Below are 26,657 nucleotides of genomic sequence, written 5' to 3' on the forward strand. Positions count from 1 at the left end.
CTCAGATCGGCTCCGGGGGTGGGTCGCCGGCCCTCGGGTCAGGCGGTGGCTCGTAGGTGGGGGGTCACGCCTCGGCGGCGGAGTTCGGGGAGGACGCCCTCGCCGAACCAGTAGGCCTCCTCGATGTGCGGGTAGCCGGAGAGGATGAACTCCTCGATGCCGAGGGAGGCGTACTCCTCGATGCGGTCGGCGACCTCGGTGTGGCTGCCGACCAGGGCCGTTCCGGCGCCGCCGCGCACCAGGCCGACGCCCGCCCACAGGTTGGGGTAGATCTCCAGCTCGCGGGGGTCCGTGCCGCCGCCGTCCCGGTACCGCTCGTGCAGGGCGCGCATGCGCCGCTGACCGACCGATTCGCTGGCGGCCAGGGCCTGCTGCGCCTTGGCGACGGACGCGGGGTCGAGGCTCTCCAGCAGGCGTCCGGCCTCGCGCCAGGCCCGCTCCGGGGTGTCGCGGCTGAGGGTGTGCAGCCGGATGCCGAACCGGAGCGTGCGGCCCTCCCGCTCGGCCAGCTCCCGGATGTGGGCGATCTTGGCGGCGACCTGGTCCGGCGGCTCGCCCCAGGTGAGGTAGACGTCGGAGTGGCGGGCCGCGACCGGGCCCGCTGCGGCCGACGAGCCGCCGAAGTAGATCGGCGGGACGGGGTCGGGCGGCTGGCGGACGGTGGCGCCCTCCACCTGGTAGTGCTCGCCGTCGTAGTCGAAGGGCTCCGCTCCCCAGGCGCCCCGCACGACGGACAGGAACTCCCCGGTGCGGGCGTAGCGTTCGTCGTGGTCGAGGTGGTCGCCGAATCGGCGCTGCTCGGCCGCCTCGCCTCCGGTGACCACGTTGAGCGCGAGCCGTCCGCCGGAGATGCGCTGGTAGGTCGCGGCCATCTGGGCGGCGAGGGTGGGCGAGATCAGGCCGGGGCGGAAGGCGACCAGGAACTTCAGCCGGCGGGTCTCGCGGATGAGCGCCGCGGTCACCAGCCAGGCGTCCTCGCACCAGGTGCCCGTGGGGGTGAGGACGGCCTCGAACCCGAGGTGCTCGGCGGTGCGGGCGATTTGGGCGAGGTAGTCGATGTCGGGGGCGCGGAAGCGGTCGGCGGTGCCGGCCTGCTCGGCGGGGACGCCCACGCCCTTGGGGACGCTGTGGCCTCCGCCGACGAGGGTCCGGCCGTCGCCGGTGGTGGGCAGGAACCAGTGGAATCGCAGGGTCATCGTGTTCACTTCCCTTCCTGTGCCGCCGCGGCGAGGTCGTTGAAGCGCCGGTCGAAGAAGTCGGCGATCGTGACCTTGCCGGGGATCAGGCCGACGCCGGAGAAGGAGTCGGCGATCTGCTGCTCGGAGGCGATCACCTGGTCGTCGATGGGGATGATGTCGGCGAGCCGGCGGTCGACGGCGCGCCGGGCGACCGGCTCGGCCAGCCGGGTCTGCTTCGCCCAGATGGCGGCCCATTGATCCGGGTGGGTGTTGGACCACTGGATCGCGCGCTGGTAGCGGGCGAGGAAGTCCTTGAGCGCGGCGGTGCGCCGCTTGTCCTTGAGGGTGTTCTTCGACGTGACCTGGAAGCCGTAGCCGTTGGTGTAGCCGCGGCCGTCGGCCAGGATGCGGGCGCCGTTCTCCAATTCGGCCTGGGCGGTGTAGGGCTCCCAGGTGGCCCACGCGTCCACGCGTCCGCCGGTGAGGGCGGTGAGCGCGTCGGCGGGCTGGAGGTACTGCGGCTGGATGTCGTCGAACCCGAGCCCGTTCTTCTTGAGCACCGACAGCAGGTGGTAGTTGGCCGAGCTGCCCTTGGCGACCGCGACCTTCTTGCCCTTGAGCTCGGCCGGCGAGCGCAGCGGCGAGTCCTTGGGCACGACGATCGCCTGCCCCGTCAGGCGGGACTCGGTGGCGCCGACGATGACGATCCGGGCCTTGGACGCCGCCGCGAACACCGGCGGGGTGTTGCCGACGGAGCCGAAGTCGACGGCCCCGGCGTTGACGCCTTCGAGGATCGGCGGGCCGGACGTGAACAGCGACCACTTGATCTTGTAGGTGAGGCCGTCGAGCTGGCCCGCGGCGCCGAGCATCTCCTGCAGGCTGGCGCCCTTCTGGTCGCCGACGCGCAGCACCACCTCCCCCGATTCGGTGCCCTCGTCGCCGGAGGAGCAGGAGGTGGCCGCCACGAGGAGCGCGGCCAGCAGGAGCACGGCGGCATGCCGTCTGGTCATGTCGTTCCTTCAGTGGTGACGCCCAGCCGGGCGAGGAGGGTGGAGCGCAGTTCGAGGAGTTCGCCGTGGTCGCGGCGCCGGGGGCGGGGCAGGTCGACCGCCGACTGGTGCGCGATGCGGCCTTCGTCCAGCACCAGCACGCGGTCGGCGAGCAGCAGCGCCTCGTCCACGTCGTGGGTGACCAGCAGGACGCCGGGACGGTGCCGGGCCCACAGGTCGAGCACGAGCCGGTGGATGTTGATGCGCGTCAGCGCGTCCAGCGCGCTGAACGGCTCGTCGAGCAGCAGCAGGCCGGGGTTGCGGACCAGGGCGCGGGCGAGGGACACCCGCTGGGCCTCCCCTCCGGAGAGGGTGAGCGGCCACACGTCGCGGCGGTCGGTCAGGCCGACCTCCTCCAGCGCCTGCTCGGCGGCGGCGACCGGGTCGCGGGTCCGGAGCCCGAGCGTGACGTTGGCCAGGACGCGCTTCCACGGGATCAGGCGCGGTTCCTGGAAGGCCACGGCCACCGTGCCGTCCACGTGCAGGTCGCCGGTGGCGTCGCGGTCGAGCCCGGCGAGGACGCGCAGCAGCGTGGACTTGCCCGAGCCGCTGCGGCCGAGCAGGGCGACGAACTCCCCGCGCTCGATGTCCAGGTCCACGCCGTCGAGGACGGTGCGGGGCCCGAACCGCTTGGCCAGGCCCCGGATCCGGACGACCGGGCCGGTGGGCTCCGGGTCCGCCGCGCCGGTGGGCCCGGGGTCCGTTGTGCCGGTGGGCCGCTCGCCGGTGCCGGCGGCGGTCACGTCCCGAGCAGTCCGCGTCGCCATGACAGCGCCCTCCTTTCCAGCAGGCGCACCAGCGCGTCGGTGGCGAGGCCGAGGATCGCGTAGACGAGCAGGCCGACCACGACGATGTCGATGCGCAGGAACTCGCGCGCGTCGTTGATCATGAAGCCGAGGCCGGAGCTCGCGTTGATCTGCTCGGCCACGATCAGGGCCAGCCAGGCGGTGCCGAGGCTCTGCCGCAGCCCGACCAGCGTCTGCGGCAGCGCGCCGGGCAGGACGATGTGCCTGATCAGCGCGGTCCGGCCGAGCCGCAGGACCTGGCCGACCTCGGCGAGCCCGGCGTCCACCCCGCGGATGCCCGAGTAGGTGTTGAGGTAGATCGGGAAGAACACGCCGAAGGCCACCAGGACGACCTTGGGAGTCTCCCCGATCCCGAACCAGAGGATGAACAGCGGGATCAGGCCGAACAGCGGGAGCGCGCGCAGCATCTGCATCGGCGGGTCGACGATGCTCTCGCCGAGGCGGCTGAGCCCGGCCAGCAGGGCGAGGACGAGGCCGGCGGCCGCTCCGATGAGGAAGCCGATGACGGCCCGCTGCAGGGAGATCGCGGCGGCCTCGCCGAGCGTCCCCTCGCGGGTCAGGGTGATCGCCGTGGAGGCGACGGTCGCCGGTGAGGCAAGCAGCCGCTCGGGCAGGACGCCCGCGCTGCTCGCAGCCTGCCAGAGGATCAGCAGCGCCAGCGGGCTGAGGGCGCGCAGCCCGACGCGGGGCCGCGGCAGGGAGGGAAGTTTGGGGCGCGCCCGTGCCGCCGGGCGCGCGAGATCGACGGAGGATGTGGACATGGGACTCCAAGCCCCTTCGTGAGAAGCCGGTCGGCGGACAGGGTCGGTCGGCGAGCAAGCGGGCGGGGCGGTGCGCCCCGGCCTCGCCGGATCGCGTCGTCAGCGCGGACACAGGGCGCTCGCCTGCAGCCGGAGATCGACGTGCAGGCGGGCGACGAGGGGGACGAGGGGACTCACGGCAGTCACTCTGAACGAGAATTCCTAGTAAGTCAATAGGAAATACATGGATTTGGCCGGGGGACGTCCGGCGGCGGGACGGTTCACGCGACGGTGCTCCGGCCCCCGAGGACGGCGGCCACCTGGGGCGCGACCCGGCCGGCCCAGCCGTCCAGGATCTCGCCCGCCCGGTCGATCTCCGCCTCCAGCAGCACCGCCCCGGGCGTCGGGACGAACGCCCCCAGTTCCACCAGCACCGGGCGCAGATGCACCTCGACGGCCAGCGCGTGCCGGGCGTCACCCATCACCAGCAGCGGCAGCGCCGCGGCCGAGGCCAGCGCCCCACCGGGCAGGCGGTCGAGGAAGAGCTTCAGCAGCCCGGTGTAGGTGCCCTTGTAGGTCGGGCTCGCCACCACGAGCACGTCGGCGTCGAGGACCGCCTGCTGCGCCTTTTCGACCGCGGCGGGAGGCGAGGCCGAGACCAGCCCCACCGCCAGCGCCGAGAGGTCGATGATCTCTTGGTCGGCCGCGCCGATGCGTCCGGCGACGGCCTCGGCGGCCAGGGCCGCGACCGCGCGGGTGCGCGACCGCGGCCGGGGGTTGCCGACGAGCGTGACGACGCGCGCGGCCGGCCGCGTCACCGGCCCGCCCCGTCGGTCAGCTGCGGCCGCGTCCGTGGAGAAAGCCCGGAGTACATGCGATCAGCATGAGCGGCATTCCCTACTTAGTCAACCGGAAATCCATGTATTTCGTCACCGCGCTCGATCCAGGACGTACTCGGCGATCTGGGCGTGGGTGGCGTACCAGACGCCCTGCTGCGCGTCGATGTGCTCCAGCAGCTCGCGCAGCGCGGTCATGCGCGACCGGTGGCCGATGACCTGCGGGTGCATGGTGAGCTGGAACAGCCCGCCCTCCTCCAGCGCGGCGTCGAACTCGTCGCGCCAGATCCCGGCCGCCTCCCGCGGCGGCGTCGTCGGCCGCAGCGTGCCGTCGAACTCCTGCAGCAGGTACGGCACGTCGTCCCGGATCCACTCGACCGGGATCTCCACGACGCCGGTCGGCTCGCCGTCGGCCAGCAGCTCGTACGGCTCGTCGTCGGCCATGAGGGAGGAGTCGTAGCGCAGGCCCAGCTCGCGCGTGATGGCCAGGGTGTGGTCGGAGAAGTCCCACGCCGGGGTGCGGATGCCGACCGGGCGGGTACCCGCCAGCTTCTCCAGGGTGTCGGCGGCGCGCAGGGCGAGTTCGCGCTCGTCGGCCGGGTCCAGCGTCATGTTGCTCTCGTGGATCCAGCCGTGCATGGCGACCTCGTGGCCCGCGGCGACGTAGTCGCGCACCTCCTCGGGGTGCAGCAGTGCCGAGACCGCCGGGATGAAGAACGAGGCCGGGATGCCGAAGCGCTCCAGGAGGCGGAGCACCCGGGGAGAGCCGACGCGGGAGCCGTACTCGCCCTGCGCGAGCTTGCCCGGCGCGGTCTCGCCGACGCGCAGGGCGATCGTCTCGTGGTCGCAGTCAAAGGACAGCGCGACCGCGACGCGCGCGCCGCCCGGCCAGGAGTCGGGGTGCAGGGAACGCCCGGCGCGGACCCGTGCCACGTGGCCGCGCCAGGTCTGCTCGTCCCACTGCCAGGGCTGCTGTTCGGTCACGGGAGGTGCTCCGTTCTGGAGTAACTGGCGGCGGGGCGGCTCATACGCGGTCGTGGTCCAGGTCGGGCAGCGCCTCCGCGAGCTGCTGGCGGGACGTGATGCCGAGCTTGGTGAACACCTTGCTCAGGTGGTACTCGACGGTGCGCGGGCTGAGGAAGAGCCTGGCACCGATCTCCGGGTTCGAGAAGCCCGCCCTGGCCAGCCGGGCGATCTGCCCCTCCTGGGGGGTGAGGCTGCCGCCGGGCGCGGCGGCCGCGCGCTTGCGGACGGTCTCGCCGGTCGCGAGGAGCTCGCGCTGGGCGCGGCTCGCGAACGCGGTGGCGCCGAAGTTCTGCAGCATCTCGTGGGCGGTGCGGAGCTGCTCGCGCGCGTCGGTGCGCCGCTTCTCGCGGCGCAGCCACTCGCCGTACACCAGATGGGTGCGGGCGAGGTAGACGTCGGCCCGGGTGCGCCGCAGGCACTCGATGGCCTCCCGGTACAGCAGGTCGGCGGCCTCGCCCTCGGCGAACATCGCCTTGGATCGGGCGAGAATCCCGAGGGCCAGGTCCGTCCCGCTGGCGGTGGTGCGTTCCTCAAGCTGCCGCAGCGCCGCCTCGGCCGCCTCGGGGGTCTTGCTGTAGGCGGCCGCCTCGGCCAGCTCGACGAGCGCGAAGCCGGTGACCCCCAGATCGTCGTGCGCGCACGCCTGCTCAGCGAAGTCCAGGGCTTCCTGGTACCGGCCGAGGGCGTTGTACACCAGGGCGGCCATGTAGCGGCACTGGCTGATCGCCCGTCCCTCGCCCCAGCTCCGCGCCGCTTCGGCGGCGGCCTCCAGCTCCGCCGCCACGTCGCCCTCGCCGCGCCAGCTCCGGAGCAGGTTGACGGCGAAGCCGAAGTAGGAGTTGCCGGTCACCTTCAGGATCGCGTCGGACTCCTCGATCAGCGTGGCCGCCGCGTCGAACTGCCCGGCGTAGACGTGGACGGCGGCGCGGTAGGTGAGGGCCTGCGGGAGGAAATGGAGCGCGCCGATGTCGCGCGCCGCCCGGAGCGCGTGGTCGGCCAGCTCGTGCAGGGTCCGGTCGTCCCACAGGTCCGCCGCGACGAGGAACGTCAGCCAGAGCCAGCGCATGTTCTCGTTCGGGTTGCCGCGGGCCTCCCGGCGGAACTCCCGCAGGACGCGCCGCAACTCCGGCGCCCCCTCGCCGAAGCCGTCGCAGAACCGTCCGGCCAGCGCGTCGAGCAGCGCGTCGACCGGCCGCGCCGGCAGCGGCCCCGCGGGCGCGGTGCGCGCCGCCTCGGCCACCGTCCGGACGAGCCCGGGCGCGCCCAGCTTGCCCGCGAAGACGGCCGAGCCGATCGCGTCGATGTACGCCTCGCGGGCCAGGCCCGCGTCGACGCGGGCCAGCCGGCCGGCCGCCTCCAGCAGCGGCTCCAGGGCCTCGCCGCCGCGCTTGCGCGCGAGGATGATCTGCGCCCGCAGCCACGCGACCCGTCCGCTCTGGACCTCGGTCAGCGGCCCCCGCTCCGCCGAGACGAGCAGCTCCAGCGCCATGTCCGGGGCGCCGGCGTCGAAGGCGGCCCGGGCCGCGGCCATCGCCCGCGTCCCGCGCCGGGCCGGATCGGGCGTCAGCTCGGTCGCGCGCCTCAGGAAGGCCGCCGCCGCGGCGATGCCGCCGCGCACCTGGGCCCGGTCGGCCAGCCGCTCCAGCTCGCCCGCCACGGCCTCGTCGAACCCCACCGCCGCGTGCGCGCGGTGCCAGGCCCGGCGCTCGGGATCCGACGCGGGGTCGGTCGCCTCGGCCAGCGCGCCGTGCGCCGCGCGCCGCTCCGCCGGCGACGCGGCCGAGTACACCGCCGACCGCACCAGCGGATGCCGGAACCGCAGCCACGTCCCGACCTCCAGCAGGCCGTCGTCCTCCGCGGGCTCCACCGCGGAACCCGGCACGCCGAGCCGCCCCGCCGCGCGCCGGATCAGCACCGGGTCGCCGGTCGGCTCCGCCGCCGCGACCAGCATGAACGACCGGGCCTCGGCCGGCAGCTCCGCCAGCCGCCGGCGGAAGCCCTCCTCCACCCGCGCCGGGACGGCCTGCGCCCCGACCAGCCCGAACCCGCCCGCGAGCTGCGCGGGGCCCAGCCCGCGCGGCAGCTCCAGCAGCGCCAGCGGGTTCCCGTTCGTCTCGGCGAGGATCCGCTCCTTGATGCGCTCGTCCAGCGGGAACCGGACCACGGTGCGCAGCAGCGCCTGCGCGTCCTGCTTGGCCAGACCGCGCACCTCCAGGTCGACCAGCCCGTGCAGCTGCCGGCCCGGCTCGCGCGCCGCGAAGATCAGCCCGACCGGCTCGGCCAGCAGCCGCCGGGCGACGAACGCCAGCACCTGCGCCGACGACTGGTCCAGCCACTGCGCGTCATCGACGACGCAGAGCAGGGCGCGCTCCTCCGCCGCCTCCGCCAGCAGGTTCAGCACCGCCAGCCCGATCATGAACCGGTCGGGCGCCTCGCCCTTGCGCATCCCGAACGCGATCTCCAGCGCGTCGCGCTGCGGGCCGGGCAGCTTCCCGATCCGGTCCAGCAGCGGCGCGAGCAGGAGATGCAGGCCGGCGAACGCCAGCTCCATCTCCGATTCCGTGCCCACGGTGCGGACCACCCGCATGTCGGCCGCCCGCCCGACCGTGTGCCGCAGCAGGGCCGACTTGCCCACGCCGGCCTCGCCGCGGAGCACCAGCGCCCGCCCGCGTCCGGAGCGCACATCCCTCAGCAGGCCATCCAGCTCGGCGCGCTCGTGCTGCCGGTCCAGCAGCGGCGTACGCCCAGATAGCGGCTCCATGCCCGTCATGCTCCCGTTTCAGCACCGACCCCGCGGCGCAGCCAAATCAGCAGCTATCGGGCGCTTTGTCGGAATGTCGCTTCCGCCTGACCTCGAGCAATGCTCGCCCGGTAACGTCGTAACTGTAGCGATATAGACATTCCGGCCGCGTTCCACAGCCGGATGGCGGCGGAGCCGCTGCCGACGGGAGCGGGTGTCCCGGCCATAGCCCTAGTCGCCCTGGTCGTCGCCGCGCAGGTGCCGAGCGAGGTACTGGCCGGTGATGGACGCGGGGTCGCGGGAGACCTGGGCCGGGGTCCCGGTGGCGACGATCTCGCCACCCGCCTCGCCTCCACCGGGCCCGAGGTCGATCACGTAGTCGGCGTTGGCGATCAGGTCGAGGTCGTGTTCGATCACGATGACGGTGGCGCCGCGGTCGGCCAGCCGCTGCAGGACGGTCAGCAGGGTGCGCACGTCCAGCGGGTGCAGGCCCACGCTCGGCTCGTCGAGGACGAACACGGCGTCGGTCTGGTCCCGGTGCATCTGGCTCACCAGCTTCAGCCGCTGGGCCTCCCCGCCGGACAGGGCCGGAGTGGCCTCGCCGAGGGTGAGGTATCCCAGCCCCAGTTCGTCCAATGCCGCCAGGCGCTTGTGGACCCGCCGCAGGTCGCCGGTGTTGGTGAGGGCTTCGCGGATGGTGCACCCGAGCAGGGCGGGCAGGGAGACGCCGTTGCGCCGGTAGGCGTCCGCGCGGGGAGCGAAGCGGCTTCCGCCGCACTCCGGGCAGACGATGTCCACATCCGGCAAGAACTGGACGTCCAGGGAGATCTCCCCGGTGCCCGTGCAGCGCGGGCAGGCCAGCGAGCCGGTGTTGTAGGAGAAATCGGAGGCCGTCAACCCGTCGCGGCGGGCCTCCGAGGTCTCGGCGTAAGCCTTGCGCAACTCGTCCATGACGCCGGAGTAGGTGGCCACCGTGGAGCGGACGTTGATGCCGATCGGGGTCGCGTCCACGACGTGGACCTTGATGCCCTCGGGTGCCTCCAGGTCGCGCACGTGCGCCGGCACCGCCGCCGACCGCGCCCGTGCCTCCAGGGCCGGGACCAGGCATTCGAGGACGAGCGTGGTCTTGCCCGAACCGGAGACGCCGGTGACGGCGGTCAGCCGGCCGAGGGGGAACTCGACCTCCAGCGGGTGGACGGTGTGGACGGCCTCGGTCTTGAGGCGGACCGCCCCCTCGCCGAACACCGCGTCCGGCTCGGCGCAGGCGCGGACGACCACCGGCTCCTCGCCCGTGAGGAAGCCGGCGAGCAGCGAGCGCGGCGCGGCGGCGAGGTCGCCGGGGCCGCCCTCGGCGATGACGGTGCCGCCGTCGTCGCCCGAGCCGGGGCCGATCTCGATCAGCCAGTCCGCCTCCCGCAGGATCTGCACGTCGTGGTCGACGAAGACGACCGAGTTGCCGTCGGCCAGCAGGTCGCGCATCACGCCCAGCAGCCCGTCGACGTTGGCCGGGTGCAGGCCGATGGACGGCTCGTCCAGGACGTAGAGGACGCCGGTGGTGCGATTGCGGACGGCCCGCGCGAGCTGGGCACGCTGCCGCTCTCCGGTGGACAGCGTCGACCCCGCCCGGTCCAGGGTGAGGTACCCGAGGCCCAGCTCGATGAGGCGCCGCCCCATGTCGAGCAGGGTGCCGGCCAGCGAGTCGGCCATCTCCCGCATGTCGGCGGGGAGGGTCTGCGCGATGCCGGGCGCCCAGGCCAGGACGTCGTCCAGGGTCATCGCGGTGACGTCGGCCAGGTTCCGGTCACCGATCCGCGGCGCCCGCGCGGCGGGGCTGAGGCGGGTGCCGCCGCAGTCCGGGCAGGTGCCCTCGCGCAGGAAGCGGCTGACCCTGGCCAGCCGCTTGTCGGTGTCGGCGCGCTTCAGTTCCTCCGTCACCGTCAGCCGCGCGTTGCGGAAGGTGAAGTCGAGCTCGTGGATCCCCTTCTTGCTGGTGACGGTGATGTGCTTGCGCTCCTCCGGACCGTTCAGCACGATCTCCCGCTCGGCGTCGGTCAGCTCGCTCCAGGGCACGTCGGTGCGCACGCCGAACTCGCGGGCGATGTCGGGCTGCACGTTGAACCCGAACATCTGCCAGGGAGCGACCGCACCGCCGTCCAGCGTCTTGGACGGGTCCGGGACGAGTGTCGCGTCGTCCACCGTGCGCACCACGCCGATGCCCTGGCAGCGGGGGCAGGCGCCGGTGGAGTTGAACGACAGGTCCTCCGCACCCGGCGGGCGCACCCGCTCACCGCAGACGGGACAGGTGAACGGCACCTCGGCCGCCACATCGATCGTCGGCGGGACCCGATGCCCGTTGGGACACACATGGGACGACAGCCGCGAGAACATCAGCCGCAGCACGTTCAGCAGTTCGCTGGAGGTGCCGAACGTGGACCGCACACCGGGCACACCGGGACGCTGCCGCAGTGCCAGGGCAGCAGGGACGTGCTCCACCGAGTCGACGGCCGCCCGTGGCGCCTGGGCCATCCTGCGTCGCGTGTAGGTCGACAGTGCCTCGATGTAGCGGCGGGAGCCCTCGGCGTACAGCACCCCCAGGGCCAGTGACGATTTCCCCGACCCGGACACGCCCGCGACCCCGACCAGGGAGCGCAACGGCACATCGACGTCGATGCTCCGCAGGTTGTGCACGCGCGCGCCGCGCACCATGAGCTGGTCGGGCTGAGCGGACCTCATCGCCGCATGCTCCCCCCGGGCGGTGTTCAGCGAACGTCTCCGGATCGGACGCCCATACCCCCAACACCGCCCGTGAACTCATCCGCTGCGGTCGAGTGATCTGTCGATGCGGTTCCGCAGGGAGTGCAGGGCGTCCCGTAGTTCTGCCGGTTCGATCTCCGTCATGTCGGCGTCGAAGGTCAGTAGGAGTCCCGCCAGCCCCGCCCATGACCACGCGCCGAGCGTGAGCCGGCAACCGGAGTCGGTGTCGTGCTCGACGGTCGACCCGCCGGGCGCGAACCTGGCGACGACGGGCGCGGGCAGGGCGATGAGCGCCGAGCCGCGGCACGGCCATTCCGCCGGGGTGTCGCCGCGGTCGTGCGTGCTCATGACGAAGGCGGCCGGGTCGCCGTGCGGGACGTCGCGCCGCTGGAAGGGCGTCCCCGTGGGCATGCGCGGTTCGAGGCGGTCGACACGGATCGCCCGCCACCGGCCGGCGTCCGGTTCGAACGCGACGAGGTACCAGCGCGCCGCCCAGACGACGAGGTCGTGCGGTTCCAGGACGAGCGTCGCCGTGCCGTCCTCGCCGGTGCAGTCCGCGCGGACGACGTGCCGCCGGTTGATCGCGGCGCCGAGGGACCGGACGGCCTCCGCCTCGATCGGCGCCGCCGGGAACTCCCAGTAGTTGCGCGCCGCGGAGACGGTGAACGCCTCGGCGTGGACGCGGCCCCGGGCCGGCATCGCCTGCCGCAGCGTGGCGAGGGCGCGGGCGGCGTTCTCCCGGATGCCGGACAGGATCGCCGGGACGGTCTGGAGCGCGACGGCCGCCGCGACGGCCTGGTCCTCGTCGAAGACGACCGGCGGCAACCGGGTGGCGCGGCCGAGCCGGTAGCCGCCGCCCGCCCCGCGCACGGCCTCGATCTCGTACCCGAGCTCCCGGAGCGTGTCGATGTCGCGCCGCACGGTCCGGACCGACGTCCCGAGCGCGGCGGCGAGGTCCCCGGCGGTCGGCGTCGCGCCGGTCCCGAAGATCGACAGCAGCTTGAGCGTCCGCGCGGAGGTGGCGGCCATCGATCCCACCCCTCACAACGAGCGGACAAAGCGGTCACTCGGCGGCAACTATAGCGGCGATGGTTGCCGGCATGACCGCTTCACAACTCCCTGACGAGGGCACACGGACGCCGGATGCGGCCCCCGTCTCCGGCGCGGGCGCGAGCGCCGCGCTGCTCGTGGTGCTCTCCGGTTCCTTCCTGGACCTCCTCGACGGGACGATCGTCACCGTCGCCGCCCCGGCGATCGCCCGTGACCTGGTGGCCGGTGACGCCCAGATCCAGTGGACGATCGCCGCCTACCTCCTCGCCCTCGGCGCGGGCCTGATCACCGGTGGGCGGCTCGGCGACCGGTACGGCCGCAAGCGCCTGTTCCTGATCGGCCTGGCCGGGTTCACGCTCACGTCCGCGCTCTGCGCGCTGGCCGCCGGGCCGGGCATGCTCATCGGCACCCGCGCCGCGCAGGGGCTGACCGCGGGGATTATGGTCCCGCAGGTGTTCGGGATCATCCGGGCGTTGTTCGCCCCGGGCGAGCGCGCCAGGGCATTCGGCGCCTACGGCGCGGTGCAGGGCCTCGCGTCGGTCGCGGGGCCGCTGCTCGGCGGGCTGCTGGTCGACGCCGACCTGTTCGGCCTGGGCTGGCGCACCATCTTCTGGATCAACGTGCCCGTCTCGGTCGCGGCGCTCGTCCTCGGCGCGACGGTGCTGCCCGAGTCCCGCTCGGCCTCGACCGCGCGCCTCGACCTGCCGGGCGCGGTGCTCGCGGCCGCGGGCATCCTGCTCCTGCTGCTGCCGATCATCCAGACCGGCTCCCGGGGATGGACCAGGTCGAGTTACGCCCTCCTCGCCGCCGGGGCCGCCCTCCTGGCGGTCTTCCTCGTCCACGAGCGGCGCCTCGCCGGACGCGGGAGCGAGCCCATCCTCGATCCGGCCCTGCTCCGGATCCGCGCGTTCGCGGTCGGCCTGTGCGCGTCCCTGCTCTTCTTCGGCGGCATCGGGGCGTTCTTCCTCACCCTGTCGGTCTACCTCCAGGACGGCACCGGCCGCACGGCGTGGGAGGCCGGCCTGGTGATCCTGCCCTACGCGCTCGGCTCGATCGTCACCTCCGGACTCGGCGTCGCCCTCGCCGCCAAGGCCGGACGGACCCTGCTCGTCGGCGGCTCGCTCACCGTCGCGGCGTCGCAGCTCATCCTGTGGACGGCCGTCGGAGACGGCGGCGACCCCGGATACCCGCTGCTCGCCCTCGCCCTCTTCATCGGCGGGCTCGGGCTCGGTCTCTGCGCCCCCATCCTCGTCAACGTCGTCCTCGCCGGAATCCCCGCGCGCGACGCCGGCGCCGGGGGCGGCGTGCTCTCCACGGTCAACCAGATCGGCGGCGCCGCCGGCATCGCCGTTCTCGGCACGGTCTTCTTCACCGCCGCCACCGGTTCGGCGACCGGCGCGCCGGAACGGGCCGACTACGGTGACGCGCTCAGCGTCGTCCTCGCCATCTCCGCCGTGCTCTACGTCGTGGCGGCCCTGGTGATGCTCGCACTCCCGAAGAGCACGGCCGAGCACGCCGACCGATGACGCGCGCGGGCGGACCGCTGCGCTCAGCTCGCCTGGGGTTCCTGGGCGGCCGGGCCGGTGCCGGCGTGGTGGTTCGCTCGCAGCTCGATGCGCTCTTGGGACGGCCAGCGGACGTCGTAGGCCCAGCCCGCCTTCTCCAGGAGCCGGATCAGGGCGGCGCTGGGGTCGGTCTGGCCCTTGAGGACGCCGTGGCGGGCGCTGGTCGGCTCCATGTGGTGCCAGTTGTGCCAGCCCTCGCCGAAGGTCAGCAGGGCCACCCAGCGGACGTTCGACGAGCGGTCGCGGGTGGGGAACGCCTGGTCGCCGTAGCAGTGCGCGATCGAGTTGACCGACCAGGTGACGTGGTGGACGACCGCGTAGCGGACGAGGCCGGCCCAGAAGAGCGCCGTCCAGAAGCCCGCCCACGACCAGGTGAGCAGGCCGCCCATCACGGCGGGCAGCAGGAAGGACGCGGCGGTGATCGCCGGGTAGGCGGCGTCCACCCGGCGGATGTCGCGGTCGGCGAGCAGGTCCGGAACCCAGTGCGCGCGGTTGGAGCGGTTGCGGGCGCTGTAGAACCAGCCGACCTGGGCGTGCAGCAGGCCGCGCAGCAGCGCGAAGCCGCTGTCGCCGTACGCCCAGGGCGAATGGGGGTCGCCGGGCTTGTCGGAGTACTTGTGGTGCCTGCGGTGCTCGGCGGCCCACAGTGAGGGCGGCCCTTCCAGGGCCAGGGCCCCCGCGAGCGCGAACGCCACCCGGACGGGGCGGGCGCACTTGAAGGAGCGGTGGGTCAGCAGGCGGTGGTAGCCGACGCTGATGCCGAAGATGCTGACGGTGTACATGACCAGGGCGAGCAGGACGTCCACCGGTCCGACCATGCGCCCCCAAGCCGCCGCCACCGCCGCGATCAGGGCCAGCGGAGGCACGACGACCAGGACGACCAGGTAGGCGTGCCTGCGGGTGCCGGATACCGGGACCGTCTCCCCCAACGCCCGATCCGCCATCCGCGCCTCCCCACCAGCCGGTCCCGCCCACAGGTCGGGCCCATTGAACTGCGGAGACGCGGTGGACGGCAGTCGCCTGGCAGATAGGCGACCATCACCGAGTGAAGCTATTTAACTACTCAAAGTGCCAAATCTCTTGGCGGTGACGGTTTGGACTCTTACTCTCTGGATCCGGCCGATCACGACTTGGGAGCTGATGCCATGCAGCCAGACGGGTACCTCGCCGCCTACGACGCGCTCGTCCAGGCCGATCCGGCCGCCGCGCAGGCCCGGCTGGCCGGGTGGCTGCGCACCGAGTGGCGGGAGCTGTTCGCCGAGCTGCGCGCGGACCGTCCCGTCCTCGCGGCGCCGGCCTTCACCCTGGTCACCCGGCACGCCGACGTGGCGGAGGTGCTGTCGCGGCCGGACGCGTTCCCGGTCAGCGCCTACCGCCCGGCGATGGAGTCCGCGCTCGGCGCGCCGATCATGCTGACCCGCGACGGTACCCCGATGAACTGGCGGGAGAAGGGCCTGATGCAGGTCATGCTCGCGCCCGAGGACGTGCCCGCCGTGCGCGCGCTCGCGGGAGAGCTCGCCGACGCGGCGCTGGACGCGGCCGGCGGGGAGCTCGACGCGGTCGGCGCGCTCTTCCGGGGCGTCCCGCTGAAGGTCTGCGCCCGCTACTTCGGCTTCCCGGGGCCGGACGAGCCGACGCTGTCGCGCTGGTCGCGGGCCGTCATGACCGACGTGACCGCCAACTTCGCCGGCGACCCCGGGGTGCGCGCGGCGTCGGTCGCGGCGGGCGCGGAGATGATGGCCCACCTGCGCGGCCTGGTCGCCGACCGGCGCGCCGCCGGCGACGGTACCGACGTGCTCGGCAGGCTGGTCCGCACCCGGCTGCCCGCCGAGCTCGGCTTCGACGACGAGCGCCTCGCGATCAACGTCGCCGGGCTGCTGCTCGGGTTCGTCGAGAACGCCGCCGGGTCCATGACGAACGTGGTGTCGCTGCTGCTCGGGCAGCCCGAGCTGCACGCCGCCGCCCGCGCGGCCGCCGGCGATCCCGGGCGGTTCGACGGCCATGTCTGGGAGGCGCTGCGGTTCGATCCCTTCCTCAAGATGATCGTCCGGTACTGCGCGCGCGACCACGTCCTGCCCAGCGGGGAGACCGTCCGGGCCGGGGGTCTGGTCCTGGCCGCGGTCGCGTCCGCGATGTTCGACGACGACGCCGTGGAGGACCCGGCCGCCTTCCGTCCCGACCGCGCCGAAGACGCCTGGATGCACTTCGGGCACGGCCCGCACACCTGCCTGGGCGTGCATCCGGCCCGGGTCGTGATCGCCGAGACCGTCCGCCGGGTCGTGCTGAGACCGGGCCTGCGCGCCGGCGGGGACGTGCGCCGCGACCGGGACGTCTTCCCCGACTCGTTCCCGCTGCGTTTCGACGCCCCCGCGCGCCTCGACCCTCCGGCACACCTCGACGCTCCGGCGCACCTCGACGCTCCGGCGCGGGAGGGGGCGTGACCGTGGCAGAGTCCCGTCCGAAGAGCGCCCGCGGCTTCGCGTCCGACGGCGCCCGCAACCGGCTGCGGTTCCTGGCGGTCACCCGCGGCCGGCCGCTGTGGCGGCTCGCCGAGTCGTCCACCGCGCTGCGCCGCCGCATCAACGCCGCCGTGATCGACCAGGCCGTCCGGGAGATGCCGCCGCGGCCCGAGCCGCTGAGCACGATGGCGCCGTACACGTCGTGGTCGTCGCTGACCGACCGCACCTACAGCGGCCGGCACCTGCCGCCCGTCCCCGACCAGGAGACCGGCCGCCCGACCGTCGAGCGCGCCGCCGACCTGTTCACCCGGGACGGGGAGATGGTGCCCTGCCCGCGGTCCACGGTCCTGTTCGCCTACTTCGCGCAGTGGTTCACCGACGGGTTCCTGCGCGGGGAGTCCGAGGAGCCCCGCGACCCGCGCCGCAGCACGTCCAACCACGAGATCGACCTCAACCCGCTGTACGGGCTGACCCCGGAGGCCACCGACGCCGTCCGCCTGCACGAGGGCGGGCTGCTGAAGAGCCAGCTGCTCAACGGCGGCGAGTTCCCGCCGTACCTGTGCGAGAACGGCAAGGTCAAGCCGGAGTTCTCGGCGCTGACGGCGGTCCGCATGGACATGCTGACCGACGCGCGGCGCGACACCCTGTTCGCGACCGGCGGCGACCGCGGCAACGTCCAGGTCGGCTTCACGATGATGACGGTGCTGTTCCTGCGCGAGCACAACCGGGTCGCCCGGACGCTCGCGAAGGAGAACCCCGGCTGGGACGACGAGCGGCTCTTCCAGACCGCCCGCAACATCGTCATCGTCGAGGTCATCCGGCTGGTCGTCGAGGAGTACATCAACCACATCACGCCGTACCACTTCCGGTTCCTGCTCGACCCCCGCCTCAGCCGGATGCTGCGGCGGGCGCCCTGGCACCGCCAGAACTGGGCGTCGGTCGAGTTCAACCTCGTCTACCGCTGGCACAGCCTCATCCCGTCCAGCCTGGTCGTCGGCGACACCGAACTGCCCACGGCCAGGACGCTGTTCGGCGGAGACCTGATCCCCGGCCCCGGGCTCGGCCGGCTGTTCGAGGACGCCTCCGAGCAGCGCGCCGGACGCATCGGCCTGTTCAACACCGACCCGGTCCTGCGCGACGTCGAGGTCTCCTCGATCGCCGACGCCCGCGCGCTGCAACTCGCGCCCTACAACGACTACCGCGCCCACTGCCGGTTCCCGAGGGCGCGGGACTTCGCCCAGGTCTCGGGCGACCCGCGCGTGCGGGAGGCCCTCGCCGACCGGTACCGGAGCGTGGACGACCTGGAGCTGTACGTCGGGCTGTTCGCGGAGGAGCCGGGCTCGCCCGCCGCCGTCCTGCCGCCCCTCCTCACCAAGATCATCGCGATCGACGCGTTCTCGCAGGCGCTCACCAACCCGCTGCTGGCCCCGCGGGTGCTGACCGCCGCGACCTTCACCCCCGGCGGCCTGCGGACGATCGCCGCGACCCGCACCCTCGGCGACGTGGTCGCCCGCAACACCCCCGAGGACCCGCGGCCCCGGTTCGTGAGCATGACGTGGCGGGGAGCCCTGCGATGACCGCCGAGAGCGTCGTCCCGGGCGCGCTTCTCCCGGAGGCCGCGCGGGAGCTGGCCGAAATCGCGAACACGCTCCGCGAGGCGTCCGTGCACGCCACGGCCGCGCTGTCCGACCCGCAGGTCGCCGCGGCGGTGTGCCGCGCGCCGCGGGACGGGTGGCGGGCGCAGCGGGCGCTGGCCCGCGCCGTCACCGACCCGGCCGGGCTCGGCTGGGCCCCGGCGGGCGGCGTGCTCGGCGTCCTCGGCGCCAAGCTCGGCGGGTTCGCCGGGGCGCCGAGCCTGCCCGTCGCGGTCATGACCACGTCGCTGCGGCTCCGCATCGCCGCGGTCGCCCTCGCCGAGCCCGCGCTCACCGGCGACCCGCTCGTCCGGCGGCTGATCGAGGCGGCCGGGGAGGGCCGCGCGGGCGTGCTCGGCGCGCTGCGCGACCTGGTCGCCGACCGCGGCGCGGCGGGCGCGCTGAGCGCCGTGGCCCCGGTGTTCGGCGAGGTCCTCGCGCTGCGCGCGCTGCTCGACCGCAACCCGCTGAACGACCGCACCGCCTGGCTCATCGCCACCGGCGCGGGCGCCGCGACCGCCGACCCGGTGACCGGGCTCAGCAACCGCGCCATCGCCCGGCTGGACCGGGGCCGCGGCGGCGCCGTGCGCGCCGAGCCGGCCCCGGCGGAGGCCGCGCTGTTCTGCTCCGAGGCGTCCCTGCCCGGCCTGCTCGGCGACCTCGTCGCGATCGGGCCGACCGGCCGCGCGCTGCTGCTCACCGTGCGCGGGCCGGACGGCGCCGAGCGGTACGTCCTGCTGGCGCCGGGGATGCGGCTCGGCGCACCCGACGGCGAGTCACCCGCCGACCTGCTCGGCGCGTTCAGCAGCACCGTCCAGGACAGCGGCCCCTACAGCCGCGCCCTCGCCAAGGCCATCGACGACTACCGGATCCCGGAGGGCGCCGACCTCGCCCTCATCGGCCACAGCGCCGGCGGCGCGGCGGTCATGAGCCTCAGCCAGGACGCCGCGCTCAGCGCCCGCTTCCGGATCACCCACGTCATCACGATCGGGTCGCCGATCGACTTCAAGGACCCCGCCGACCCGCAGACCTGGGTCGCCAGCGTCACCAACCGGCACGACATCATCCCGAGCCTCGACGGGCAGGGCGCGGGGAACTGCTTCACCGACCGGCCCGGACGGTACGTCGTGGACTACACCGACCCGACGCACCTGTTCCCCGCCTGCCACCGGCTTGAGCACTACGCGGCCAACATCGAGCACGACCTCCCCGAGGCGCGCGCGCACATCGAACAACAGCTCGCGCCTTACTGCGGCCCCGTCCTCCACCGGCGGCTCTACCAGCTCTACGACAACGCCCGCCGTCCGGAGGGCTTCCCCTTCCTGACGGTCGCCGCCCGAGCCGAGCCCACGCCGGACGGCCCGGTGGAGTTGCCCGTACGAACGTCGGACGCGGCGACTCTCACTGCTTGGTTCGCGGTCGACGCCGCTTCGGCCGCAGCCGTCCTGGGGGAAGCCGACGGAGCGGTCCCCGTGCGGGCCGGTGCGCGGGCGCTGGCCGCGCTGACCGTCCACGACCACCGCGCGAGCACGCTCGGGCCGCACCGCGAGGTCACCCTCGGGCTGCTCGTCCACGACCCGTGGTGCCCCCGGCCGCTCGGCGTCTGGTTCGGCCTGCTGCGCCGCCCGCACCTGCGCGGCGCCGGCCTGTGGACGCTCGCGACCGCGCTGAGCACTCCCGCCGCCGGCGCCGCCCACCGGCACCTGTGGAGCGAGCACGCCGCCACCGCCCCGATCCACGTCCGCCTGGACGGCCGGGCCACCGCGCTCACGGTCGGCGCCCCGGACGCCCCCGTCCTGGCCTTCGCCGGGCCGCTCGGCCCGAGCAGCCCGGGACGCTCCGGTGACCTGGTCGTCTACTCCACGCTCGCGGGCGAGACGCTGCGGACGCTCGTCCACACCCATGGCCAGGCCAGGCTGCATCCCGCGCCCCAGGCCAGGCCGGAAGCCGGGGCGGGCGACGACCCGCTGGCAGTCCGGCTGCGCGCCCTCGGCTTGGACGGCGCCCGTCCGATCCTCTGCATCGGCAGCCCGCACCGGATGCTCCGGCGCGATGCGGGCTCCCCCGTCTTCCCCGCTTAGGAGGCCGCTTTGCCCGCCCGCCGCTCGGTCGCCGAGTCCGCCGCCCTGCTGCGCGCCGACGCCGAGGCCGTCGAACACGCCGCGGCCCGCCTGCGCGCCCTGGTCGAGCGCCTGAAGGACGACCCGGCGACGCCGCCATGGTTCACCGCCGCGGCCGAAGCCCACATCGCGGCCGCCACGACCGCCGCCACCGACCTGGCGAGCGCCGCCGCCCACCTGCGCAGCCTGTCCCACTCGGCCGAGCGTCCCGCCGTCCCTCCTCCCCGCGCACCGGTCGGCCGCCGCGCGGGCGACTGACCGCGAGCCGTACCCCGGCGAGGCGCCGCCGCCCCCGCTGATCCGGGGATATGCCCGCGACCCGCGGGGGAAACGATCGGCGAACATTCAGATGTTCACATCATCCGGATGTTGCGAGTATGGTGGCGCCATGCGGAACGCCGAGGAGGCCCGATGGTGCGGTTGACGCGGGCTCAGCAGCAGGCTCGGACGCGGGCCGCCGTGCTCGCGGCGGCGGAGGAGGAGTTCACGGAGCACGGGTTCGCCGCCGCCAAGGTCGACCGCATCGCCGACCGCGCCGAGCTGACGCGCGGCGCCGTGTACTCGAACTTCCCGAGCAAGCGGTCGCTGTATCTGGCGGTGCTGCTCGCCTCCGTCGAGCGCGAGGCCGCGGCCGGGACGCCGGGTCCGGCCGAGCCCCTCGACCTGGCGGACGGTGCGGAGGCGTTCGCCCGCGCCTGGCTCGAACGGCTGCCCCTGGCGGGCGACACCCCCGACGCAGGGAGGGTGCGGTCGCGGTCGCTGACTGGGGTGTTCGAGGACGAGCCCGGCCGCGCCGCCATGGCCGGGCTCGCCAGGCTGGACGGTCTGCTGGTGGCGCTCGCCCTGGAGTCGTGCCGGGCACCGCGTCCGGGACGGCGGGTGCGGCTCGCGGAGCTGCTCCTGACGCTGCTGCACGGCGCCGGGCATCTGGCCGAGACGGCGCCCGGCTTCGGTGACCCGTTCGACGTGGCCCGCGCCTGCCGGCGGCTCGCCGCCGACGCGCCGGACGACGCGTGGGACCCACCGCACCTTCCCTACGTCGCCGCGCCGCGTTCGTGCCGCGATGCGTGGACGCCGCCCGCCGGTCTGACGGACGCGCTCACCGGCCGGGCCGTGGACTTCGACGACGGTGTCATCGTGGTCCTCGGCACGGGCCGCCTCGGTGCGGCCGAGGAGGCGGTGCGCGCGGCCCGGCCGGGGGAGGCCGCCACCGTGGCGGTGGTGACGGACGACCCGGCCGAGACCGGGGCGCTCGTCCGGCTGCGGATCACCGACCTCGCCGGATGCCTGCGGCGGGCGTTCGGGCCCGATGCCGGTCTGCCGCTGCGGCTCGTCCTCGACGACCGGGGCGCGCTCGCGACCGCCATCGGCGCCGGGACGGCCGCGGACACCGAGGCCGCCGTCCGCGTCCAGGACGGCGCGATCATCGCGCGGGCCTCGGGGAGGGGCGCCGGGTACGCGGCGGCGACCGCCGGGCGGCCCGCCGGAACGGAGCGGGCATGACCGGCCCCAACGGAACGGCCGTGCTGCACGTCCTGCGCTGCATCGGATACGCCGAGCTGCCCCGCGTCGCCGACGCCGCCGGACTCCCCGGGAGCGACGCGGAGTCGCACCTGATCGACCTCGCCGCGGCGGGGCTGGCGACGCGGGCGTCCGGGGCGTGGGGGCTCACCGAGGCCGGGCACGCCGAGGACGCACGGCGCACCGCCCGCGAGCTCGACACCGCCGGAACCCGGGACGCGCTGACCGCCGCGTACGAGCGGTTCATGGTGCTGAACCCTGAACTGCTGGACCTGTGCTCGGCCTGGCAACTGCGCTCCATGGACGGCCGCTCCGACCCGTCCTATGACGCCCGCGTCCTGGAGAGGTTCGCCGACCTGCACCTGCGCGCCGATGACGTCATCGCGGACCTGGCCGCCGCGCTCCCCCGGTTCGTGCGGTACCGGGTCCGGTTCGGCGCGGCGCTCGACCGCGCGCGCGCCGGTGCGATGGAGCACCTGGCGGACAGCATGACCTCGTACCACACCGTGTGGTTCCAGCTCCATGAGGACCTGCTCGCCACTCTCGGCATCCCGCGCCCGTGGACCGCCTCCCGATGACCTGGATCCATCCGCTCGACGCCGCGACCCGGGAGCCCGCGGACGTCCTCGGCGGCAAGGGGCACGGCCTGATCGTGATGCGGCGGCTCGGCCTGCCCGTTCCGCCGGGGTTCGTCATCGGTACCGCCGCCTGCCGGGCCTTCCTGCGCGACGGGCGCTTCCCGGACGGCCTGGACGCCGAACTCGCCGCCGCCGTCCGCGCACTGGAGGACGCCACCCGGCGGCCCCTGGCGGTGTCGGTACGGTCCGGGGCCGCCGTGTCGATGCCCGGCATGATGGACACCGTGCTCAACCTCGGTCTCACCGCCGGGACGACCGCCGCGATGGAGCGGCTCCACGCGGCGGTGCGGGCGGTTTTCGAGTCCTGGCACAGCGCGCGCGCCACGACGTACCGCGAGTTGAACGGCATCCCGCACGACCTCGGCACGGCGGTGGTCGTGCAGGCGATGGTGTTCGGCGACCGTGACGAGCACAGCGGTTCCGGCGTCGCCTTCAGCCGCGACCCGAACACCGGCGAGAAGGTCCCGTTCGGCGACGTCCTGTTCGGACGGCAGGGCGACGATGTCGTCTCCGGACGCTCCACCACCCGGCCGCTGTCCGACCTCGCCGCCCGCGAACCGGCGGTATGGGAACGGCTCGCCGCCGCCTTGCACCGCCTGGAACGGCACTACCGCGACGCCTGCCATGTGGAGTTCACCTACGACGCTGGCGTCCTGTGGTTGTTGCAGGTGCGGCCCGGCGGCCTCACCGGCCGCGCGGCCGTCCGTACCGCCGTCGACCTCGCCGACGAAGGGCTCATCGACCGTCGAACCGCCGTCCGCCGGGTCTCCCCGCGACACCTGCACGACGCCCGCACACCGCGCATGGAAACCAGCGGGACCGCCCTCCTCGCGCGCGGCCGGGGCGCGTGCCCCGGCGTCGTGTCCGGACGCGTCGCGGTCATTGCGGACCAGGCCGCCCGCATGGCCGCCGGCGGGCCCGTGATCCTCGTCCGCCCGGTCACCTCGCCGCTCGACATGCACGGCCTGGCCGCGGCCGCCGGGGTGGCGACGAGCCGGGGCGGCCCCACCAGCCACGCCGCCGTCGTCGCCCGCGCCATGGGCAAGCCCGCCGTCGTGGACGCCGCCGCCCTCACCGTCGACACCGCTGCCGATCAGGTGCGCGCCGGTGAACGCGTCGTCCCGGCGGGCACGCTCATCACCATCGACGGCACCGGCGGCGAGATCGCCCTCGGCGAACCGGCCGTCATCAGCGGGGCCGCCGACGTCCACCTGCACCGCCTGCTCGCGTGGGCGGACGAGGTCTCCGGCGACCGTTCACAACGCTCCGACCAGGAACGCCTCGGCGCGGCCCACGCCCTGATGAGGGAACCCACCGCCACCTAGGCGAAACGCAAGGTGTGCGGGAGCCGTCCGCCCGCCCAGACCATCCGGCTGTGCGGCACCCGGACGAGAGCCTGGATCTGGTTGGCGCCCTGCATCGGGACGTCCGCGACGGTCCAGGTGGTGCCGTCGAAGTGACGCAGCGTCCGGTACATGCCGTCCCCGACCCACACGCCGCCGCGCCCGTCCGTGGCGAGCGAGCCGAGGAACCCGACCGCCGACATGGTGCCCACGGCACTGGACGGTCCGGGCAGGCTGTGCACGGTGAAGCCCGTCCCGTCCCAGTGGACCAGGCGGGCGGTCATGTCCAGCGGATGCGTCCGCACCGTCAGGAACCAGGCTTCGCCGGACGAGACCTGCTCGATCTGGAGCACCCAGTGGCCGTATCCCGACGGGTCGGGGATCGTCCGGTCCGTCCAGGTCTGCCCGTCGAAGTGGCGGAGCGTGCCGTAGCCGCCGAGCCACATGTCGGACGCCGTCCGCACCGACAGCGCGGTGAACACCGTCTGGATCGGTTCGTACAGCAGCCGCGTCCACCCGGTCCGGTCCCGCCGGTAGACGGACGTGATCGGGCCGAGGTGGTCGTCCACCTCGCCGCCGATCATCCAGGGGCGGCCGTACTGGTCGAGGTCCAGCGCGACCCACTCCCCGATGGGCGCCTCGACGGCCTCCCACGCGCCGCCTCTCCAGCGCATCATCAGCGGGTCGTCCGTCCAGACCGAGGACTGGGCGATGGCCCAGGCGCGGCCGGGCGTGCGCGCGGCGACGTCCACCAGGTCGGGCACGACCCCGGCGGGGACGGGCACGCGCCGCCACGCCCCGGCCTCCCAGTGCAGCGCGACCGGGACCCTCCCGGCCGTCCCGGTCTCGACGCCGACCGCGAACGCGCTCCGCCGCGCCGGGGCGGCGATCGCGTTGATCGTCGTGTCCGGCCGCGCCTCCGGGATCGGCTGCGTCGTCCAACCGGCGGGGCCTGCGGCGCGCGCGGACCCCGGCAGCGACGGAACGGCCGCCGCGCCCAGCAGCGCGGCGGCGCCGAGCGTGAAGGCGCGGCGGGACGGGTGGGGGTTCGGGACGGATCGGGGCACGGTGCCTCCCTGGCCGGACGAACATCCACGCCAGTATTTGGTGGCATCGTTATGGCGATCCACCCCGTGGCCTGATACGGCCACCCCCGCTGGGCCCGCCGCTACGCGGTTATGCGCAGGAAGTCGGCGACCGGGCGGGTGCGGCGCGACGGCCGCGCGCACATGAACACGATGATCGCCGGCGTCACTCGGGGGCGACGTCCACGAGGACCTTGCCGACGGCGCCCTCCTCCAGGGCTCGATGGGCGGCGGAGGTCCGGGACAGCGGGAAGCGGTGGAGCGGCAGGCCGTGCTCCTCTCCCACCGGCAAAGCGTTGTCGCGGACGGCGGCGGCCACGTCTTCGACGGCCGCGGTGCGCACGTCCAGACCGGCCGTGTAGAGCACGAGGAACTGGAGGCGCGTGTTCAGCACCATGTTCCGCATCACGTCGAGGTCGACGGGCCTGCCGCCGTCGTTGGCGTAGGTCGCGATGGTGCCGCGCGCGCGGAGGACGGCCAGGTCCAGGGCGAGGTTCGCGCCGAGCGCCACCTCGGCGACGATGTCGACGCCGTCCGGGGCGACCGCGCGGATCGCGGCGGCCGGATCGCCCTCACGGTAGTTGACCACATGGTGCGCGCCCGCGGCGGTGGCGAGCCGGGCCTTCTCCGGGCCGCTGACCGTGCCGATCATGGTGGCGCCCGCCCAGCGGGCGAGCTGGATCACCGCGTGCCCGACGGCCCCGGCGCCGCCCGCGGCGAGCACCGTCCGGCCGGCGAGCGCGCCGGGCCGCAGGCGGCGCGGGCCGTCCTCGGACACGGTGAGCGCGCGGTGCGCCGTGAGCGCGGGGACGCCGAGGGCCGCGCCGGCGTCGAAACCGGCCGCGCCGGGCAGGGGGACGGCCTGCTCGGCGGGCACGACCGTGAACTCGGCGGCGGTGCCGGTGGGCCGTCCGGCGGCGGCCATGAACAGCCAGACCCGCTCCCCGGCCCGGCCGGGGTCGACCCCGGCGCCGACGGCGTCGATCACGCCCGCCCCGTCCAGGTGGGGCGTGACCTCGGGGAACCTCAGCGGACCTCCGGACCGGGCCTGGACGTCGGTCGGGTTGACCGCGGAGACCGCGACCCGGACACGGACCTCGCCGGAACCGGGCTCCGGCACGTCGCGGTCGACGAACTCGAGGACGCCGGGGCCGCCGTTGGCGCGGTAGACGATCGTCTTCATGGTCCGTCCTAGCCGATCGGGACTTCGCTGGAGCGGGACTCGACGGCGTCGAGGGCGGCGCGGGCGGCCCGGTCGAAGGCGATCTCGCCGACCGCCATGTTGGCCTCCAGGTGCGCGGGGTCGGCGGTGCCGGGGATCAGCAGCACGTTGGGAGCGTGGTGCAGCAGCCACGCGAGGCCGACCTGCGCGGGCGTCACGTCCAGCGACTCGGCCGCCGCGTGGACGGCCGGCTCGTCGGTGACCTTGGGGAGGCCCGGGAAGGCCCCGCCGAGCGGGAAGAACGGCACCCACGCGATGCCCTCCGCGGCGCAGAGCGCCAGCATGGCCTCGTCGTCCCGGGACACGACGCTGTAGGCGTTCTGCACGCAGACGATGCCGGCCGGCAGGGCCCGGCGCAGGTTCGCGAGGCTGACGCTGCTCAGACCGATCGCGCCGATCTTGCCTTCGTCGCGGAGGGCCGTCATGACCGCGAGCTGGTCGTCGAGGTCGACCACCTGGTCACCCGTGGGACGCAGGCCGGGGCCGGTGTCGAGGCGCCGGAGGTTGACCACGGGGAGCCGCTCGACGCCGAGGCTGCGCAGGTTTTGCTCGACGCCGGCCCGCAGCTGCTCGGGCCGCTGCGCGATCCGCAGTGGCAGGCGTCCGCCGGGGTCGGGCTCGGCGCCGACCTTCGTGACGACCAGCACGTCGTCCTCGGGGCGCAGGGCTTCGCGGATCACCGAGTTGGCGAAGCCGAAGCCGTAGAACTCGGCGGTGTCCACGTGGTCCACGCCCAGCCCGATCGCGCGGCGCAGCAGCGCGACGGCGTCGCCGGGACGGTCCCGCAGGCGGTCGAGCTGTGCCGCGCCGTAGCCGACGCGGAACACGGTGCGCCCGGCGAACGAGGCGGTCGGGGCTGCACGTCCATCCGTTGTCTCCATGGCCCGCACC

The 26,657-nt window shown here is 74.3% G+C and carries 21 protein-coding genes; 8 read left to right on the plus strand and 13 right to left on the minus strand.

Translation table 11 applies throughout. From position 1 onward, the window contains the following. Positions 1-38: 38 nt before the first annotated feature. The 9 genes from CHF16_RS07550 to CHF16_RS07590 all read right to left on the minus strand — a co-directional run bounded on the left by CHF16_RS07550 (position 39) and on the right by CHF16_RS07590 (position 12,158). Positions 39-1,196, minus strand: a complete 1,158-nt coding sequence (locus CHF16_RS07550; RefSeq protein ID WP_089325347.1) for an LLM class flavin-dependent oxidoreductase — start codon at positions 1,194-1,196, stop codon at positions 39-41. Between the two features lie 5 nt (positions 1,197-1,201). Continuing rightward, the gene (locus tag CHF16_RS07555; RefSeq protein WP_089325189.1) at positions 1,202-2,188 is read right to left on the minus strand and encodes an ABC transporter substrate-binding protein; all 987 of its coding nucleotides are present in this window, start codon (positions 2,186-2,188) and stop codon (positions 1,202-1,204) included. Further along, positions 2,185-2,994, minus strand: coding sequence for an ABC transporter ATP-binding protein (locus CHF16_RS07560; RefSeq protein WP_089325190.1), 810 nt, complete (start codon positions 2,992-2,994; stop codon positions 2,185-2,187). The genes CHF16_RS07555 and CHF16_RS07560 overlap by 4 nt, the downstream gene beginning before the upstream one ends. Continuing rightward, positions 2,967-3,794, minus strand: coding sequence for an ABC transporter permease (locus CHF16_RS07565; RefSeq protein ID WP_089325191.1), 828 nt, complete (start codon positions 3,792-3,794; stop codon positions 2,967-2,969). Before CHF16_RS07565 ends, CHF16_RS07560 begins: the two co-directional genes overlap by 28 nt. Positions 3,795-4,054: 260 nt before the next feature. Further along, positions 4,055-4,591: an NADPH-dependent FMN reductase gene (locus CHF16_RS07570; RefSeq protein WP_089325192.1), complete on the minus strand. Its 537-nt coding sequence runs from the start codon at positions 4,589-4,591 to the stop codon at positions 4,055-4,057. Between the two features lie 111 nt (positions 4,592-4,702). Further along, positions 4,703-5,593 carry a polysaccharide deacetylase family protein gene (locus CHF16_RS07575; protein WP_089325193.1) on the minus strand — a complete coding sequence of 297 codons (891 nt, stop codon included), beginning with the start codon at positions 5,591-5,593 and terminating at the stop codon, positions 4,703-4,705. A gap of 40 nt (positions 5,594-5,633) precedes the next feature. Beyond that, on the minus strand, positions 5,634-8,396 hold the full coding sequence (locus CHF16_RS07580) for an ATP-binding protein (RefSeq protein ID WP_089325348.1): 2,763 nt from the start codon (positions 8,394-8,396) through the stop codon (positions 5,634-5,636). A gap of 210 nt (positions 8,397-8,606) precedes the next feature. Then, positions 8,607-11,108 carry an excinuclease ABC subunit UvrA gene (locus CHF16_RS07585; protein WP_089325194.1) on the minus strand — a complete coding sequence of 834 codons (2,502 nt, stop codon included), beginning with the start codon at positions 11,106-11,108 and terminating at the stop codon, positions 8,607-8,609. A gap of 78 nt (positions 11,109-11,186) precedes the next feature. Then, positions 11,187-12,158, minus strand: a complete 972-nt coding sequence (locus CHF16_RS07590; protein WP_089325195.1) for a helix-turn-helix transcriptional regulator — start codon at positions 12,156-12,158, stop codon at positions 11,187-11,189. A gap of 71 nt (positions 12,159-12,229) precedes the next feature. Here CHF16_RS07590 and CHF16_RS07595 point away from each other — a divergent pair, with 71 nt between their 5' ends. Then, positions 12,230-13,705: an MFS transporter gene (locus CHF16_RS07595; RefSeq protein WP_089325196.1), complete on the plus strand. Its 1,476-nt coding sequence runs from the start codon at positions 12,230-12,232 to the stop codon at positions 13,703-13,705. A gap of 23 nt (positions 13,706-13,728) precedes the next feature. Here the strand turns inward: CHF16_RS07595 and CHF16_RS07600 are convergent, their stop codons facing one another. Continuing rightward, positions 13,729-14,688 (minus strand): acyl-CoA desaturase, encoded by a 960-nt coding sequence (locus CHF16_RS07600; RefSeq protein WP_089325197.1) that lies wholly within the window; start codon positions 14,686-14,688, stop codon positions 13,729-13,731. A gap of 201 nt (positions 14,689-14,889) precedes the next feature. On the opposite strand from CHF16_RS07600, the gene CHF16_RS07605 reads away from it, so the two are divergent. From CHF16_RS07605 to CHF16_RS07635, 7 genes are all read left to right on the plus strand, one after another. After that, positions 14,890-16,185 carry a cytochrome P450 gene (locus tag CHF16_RS07605; RefSeq protein ID WP_143227907.1) on the plus strand — a complete coding sequence of 432 codons (1,296 nt, stop codon included), beginning with the start codon at positions 14,890-14,892 and terminating at the stop codon, positions 16,183-16,185. Then, complete coding sequence (locus CHF16_RS07610) at positions 16,182-17,780, plus strand: peroxidase family protein (protein WP_245868280.1); 1,599 nt, start codon at positions 16,182-16,184, stop codon at positions 17,778-17,780. Before CHF16_RS07605 ends, CHF16_RS07610 begins: the two co-directional genes overlap by 4 nt. Next, positions 17,777-19,918 carry an alpha/beta hydrolase family protein gene (locus CHF16_RS07615; RefSeq protein ID WP_089325198.1) on the plus strand — a complete coding sequence of 714 codons (2,142 nt, stop codon included), beginning with the start codon at positions 17,777-17,779 and terminating at the stop codon, positions 19,916-19,918. The genes CHF16_RS07610 and CHF16_RS07615 overlap by 4 nt, the downstream gene beginning before the upstream one ends. Before the next feature lie 9 nt (positions 19,919-19,927). Beyond that, positions 19,928-20,215 carry a hypothetical protein gene (locus tag CHF16_RS07620; protein ID WP_089325199.1) on the plus strand — a complete coding sequence of 96 codons (288 nt, stop codon included), beginning with the start codon at positions 19,928-19,930 and terminating at the stop codon, positions 20,213-20,215. Positions 20,216-20,368: 153 nt separating this feature from the next. Further along, positions 20,369-21,460 (plus strand): TetR/AcrR family transcriptional regulator, encoded by a 1,092-nt coding sequence (locus CHF16_RS07625; protein WP_089325200.1) that lies wholly within the window; start codon positions 20,369-20,371, stop codon positions 21,458-21,460. After that, a complete protein-coding gene (locus CHF16_RS07630) occupies positions 21,457-22,056 on the plus strand; it encodes a transcriptional regulator (RefSeq protein WP_089325201.1) in 600 nt (199 codons plus the stop codon). Before CHF16_RS07625 ends, CHF16_RS07630 begins: the two co-directional genes overlap by 4 nt. Continuing rightward, entirely contained in the window at positions 22,053-23,441 is a 1,389-nt protein-coding gene (locus tag CHF16_RS07635) for a PEP/pyruvate-binding domain-containing protein (RefSeq protein ID WP_089325350.1), read from the plus strand. Before CHF16_RS07630 ends, CHF16_RS07635 begins: the two co-directional genes overlap by 4 nt. On the opposite strand, the gene CHF16_RS07640 is transcribed toward CHF16_RS07635, so the two are convergent. The 3 genes from CHF16_RS07640 to CHF16_RS07650 all read right to left on the minus strand — a co-directional run bounded on the left by CHF16_RS07640 (position 23,438) and on the right by CHF16_RS07650 (position 26,647). After that, positions 23,438-24,526, minus strand: a complete 1,089-nt coding sequence (locus tag CHF16_RS07640) for a hypothetical protein (protein WP_089325202.1) — start codon at positions 24,524-24,526, stop codon at positions 23,438-23,440. The two genes, CHF16_RS07635 and CHF16_RS07640, sit on opposite strands and share 4 nt — an antisense overlap. Positions 24,527-24,710: 184 nt before the next feature. Further along, complete coding sequence (locus CHF16_RS07645; protein WP_089325203.1) at positions 24,711-25,727, minus strand: NADPH:quinone reductase; 1,017 nt, start codon at positions 25,725-25,727, stop codon at positions 24,711-24,713. Between the two features lie 8 nt (positions 25,728-25,735). Further along, complete coding sequence (locus tag CHF16_RS07650) at positions 25,736-26,647, minus strand: aldo/keto reductase (protein WP_089325204.1); 912 nt, start codon at positions 26,645-26,647, stop codon at positions 25,736-25,738. Positions 26,648-26,657: the final 10 nt, after the last annotated feature.

Origin of the sequence: Actinomadura meyerae, from assembly GCF_900188445.1 — a bacterium.
GTDB lineage: Bacteria > Actinomycetota > Actinomycetes > Streptosporangiales > Streptosporangiaceae > Spirillospora > Spirillospora meyerae.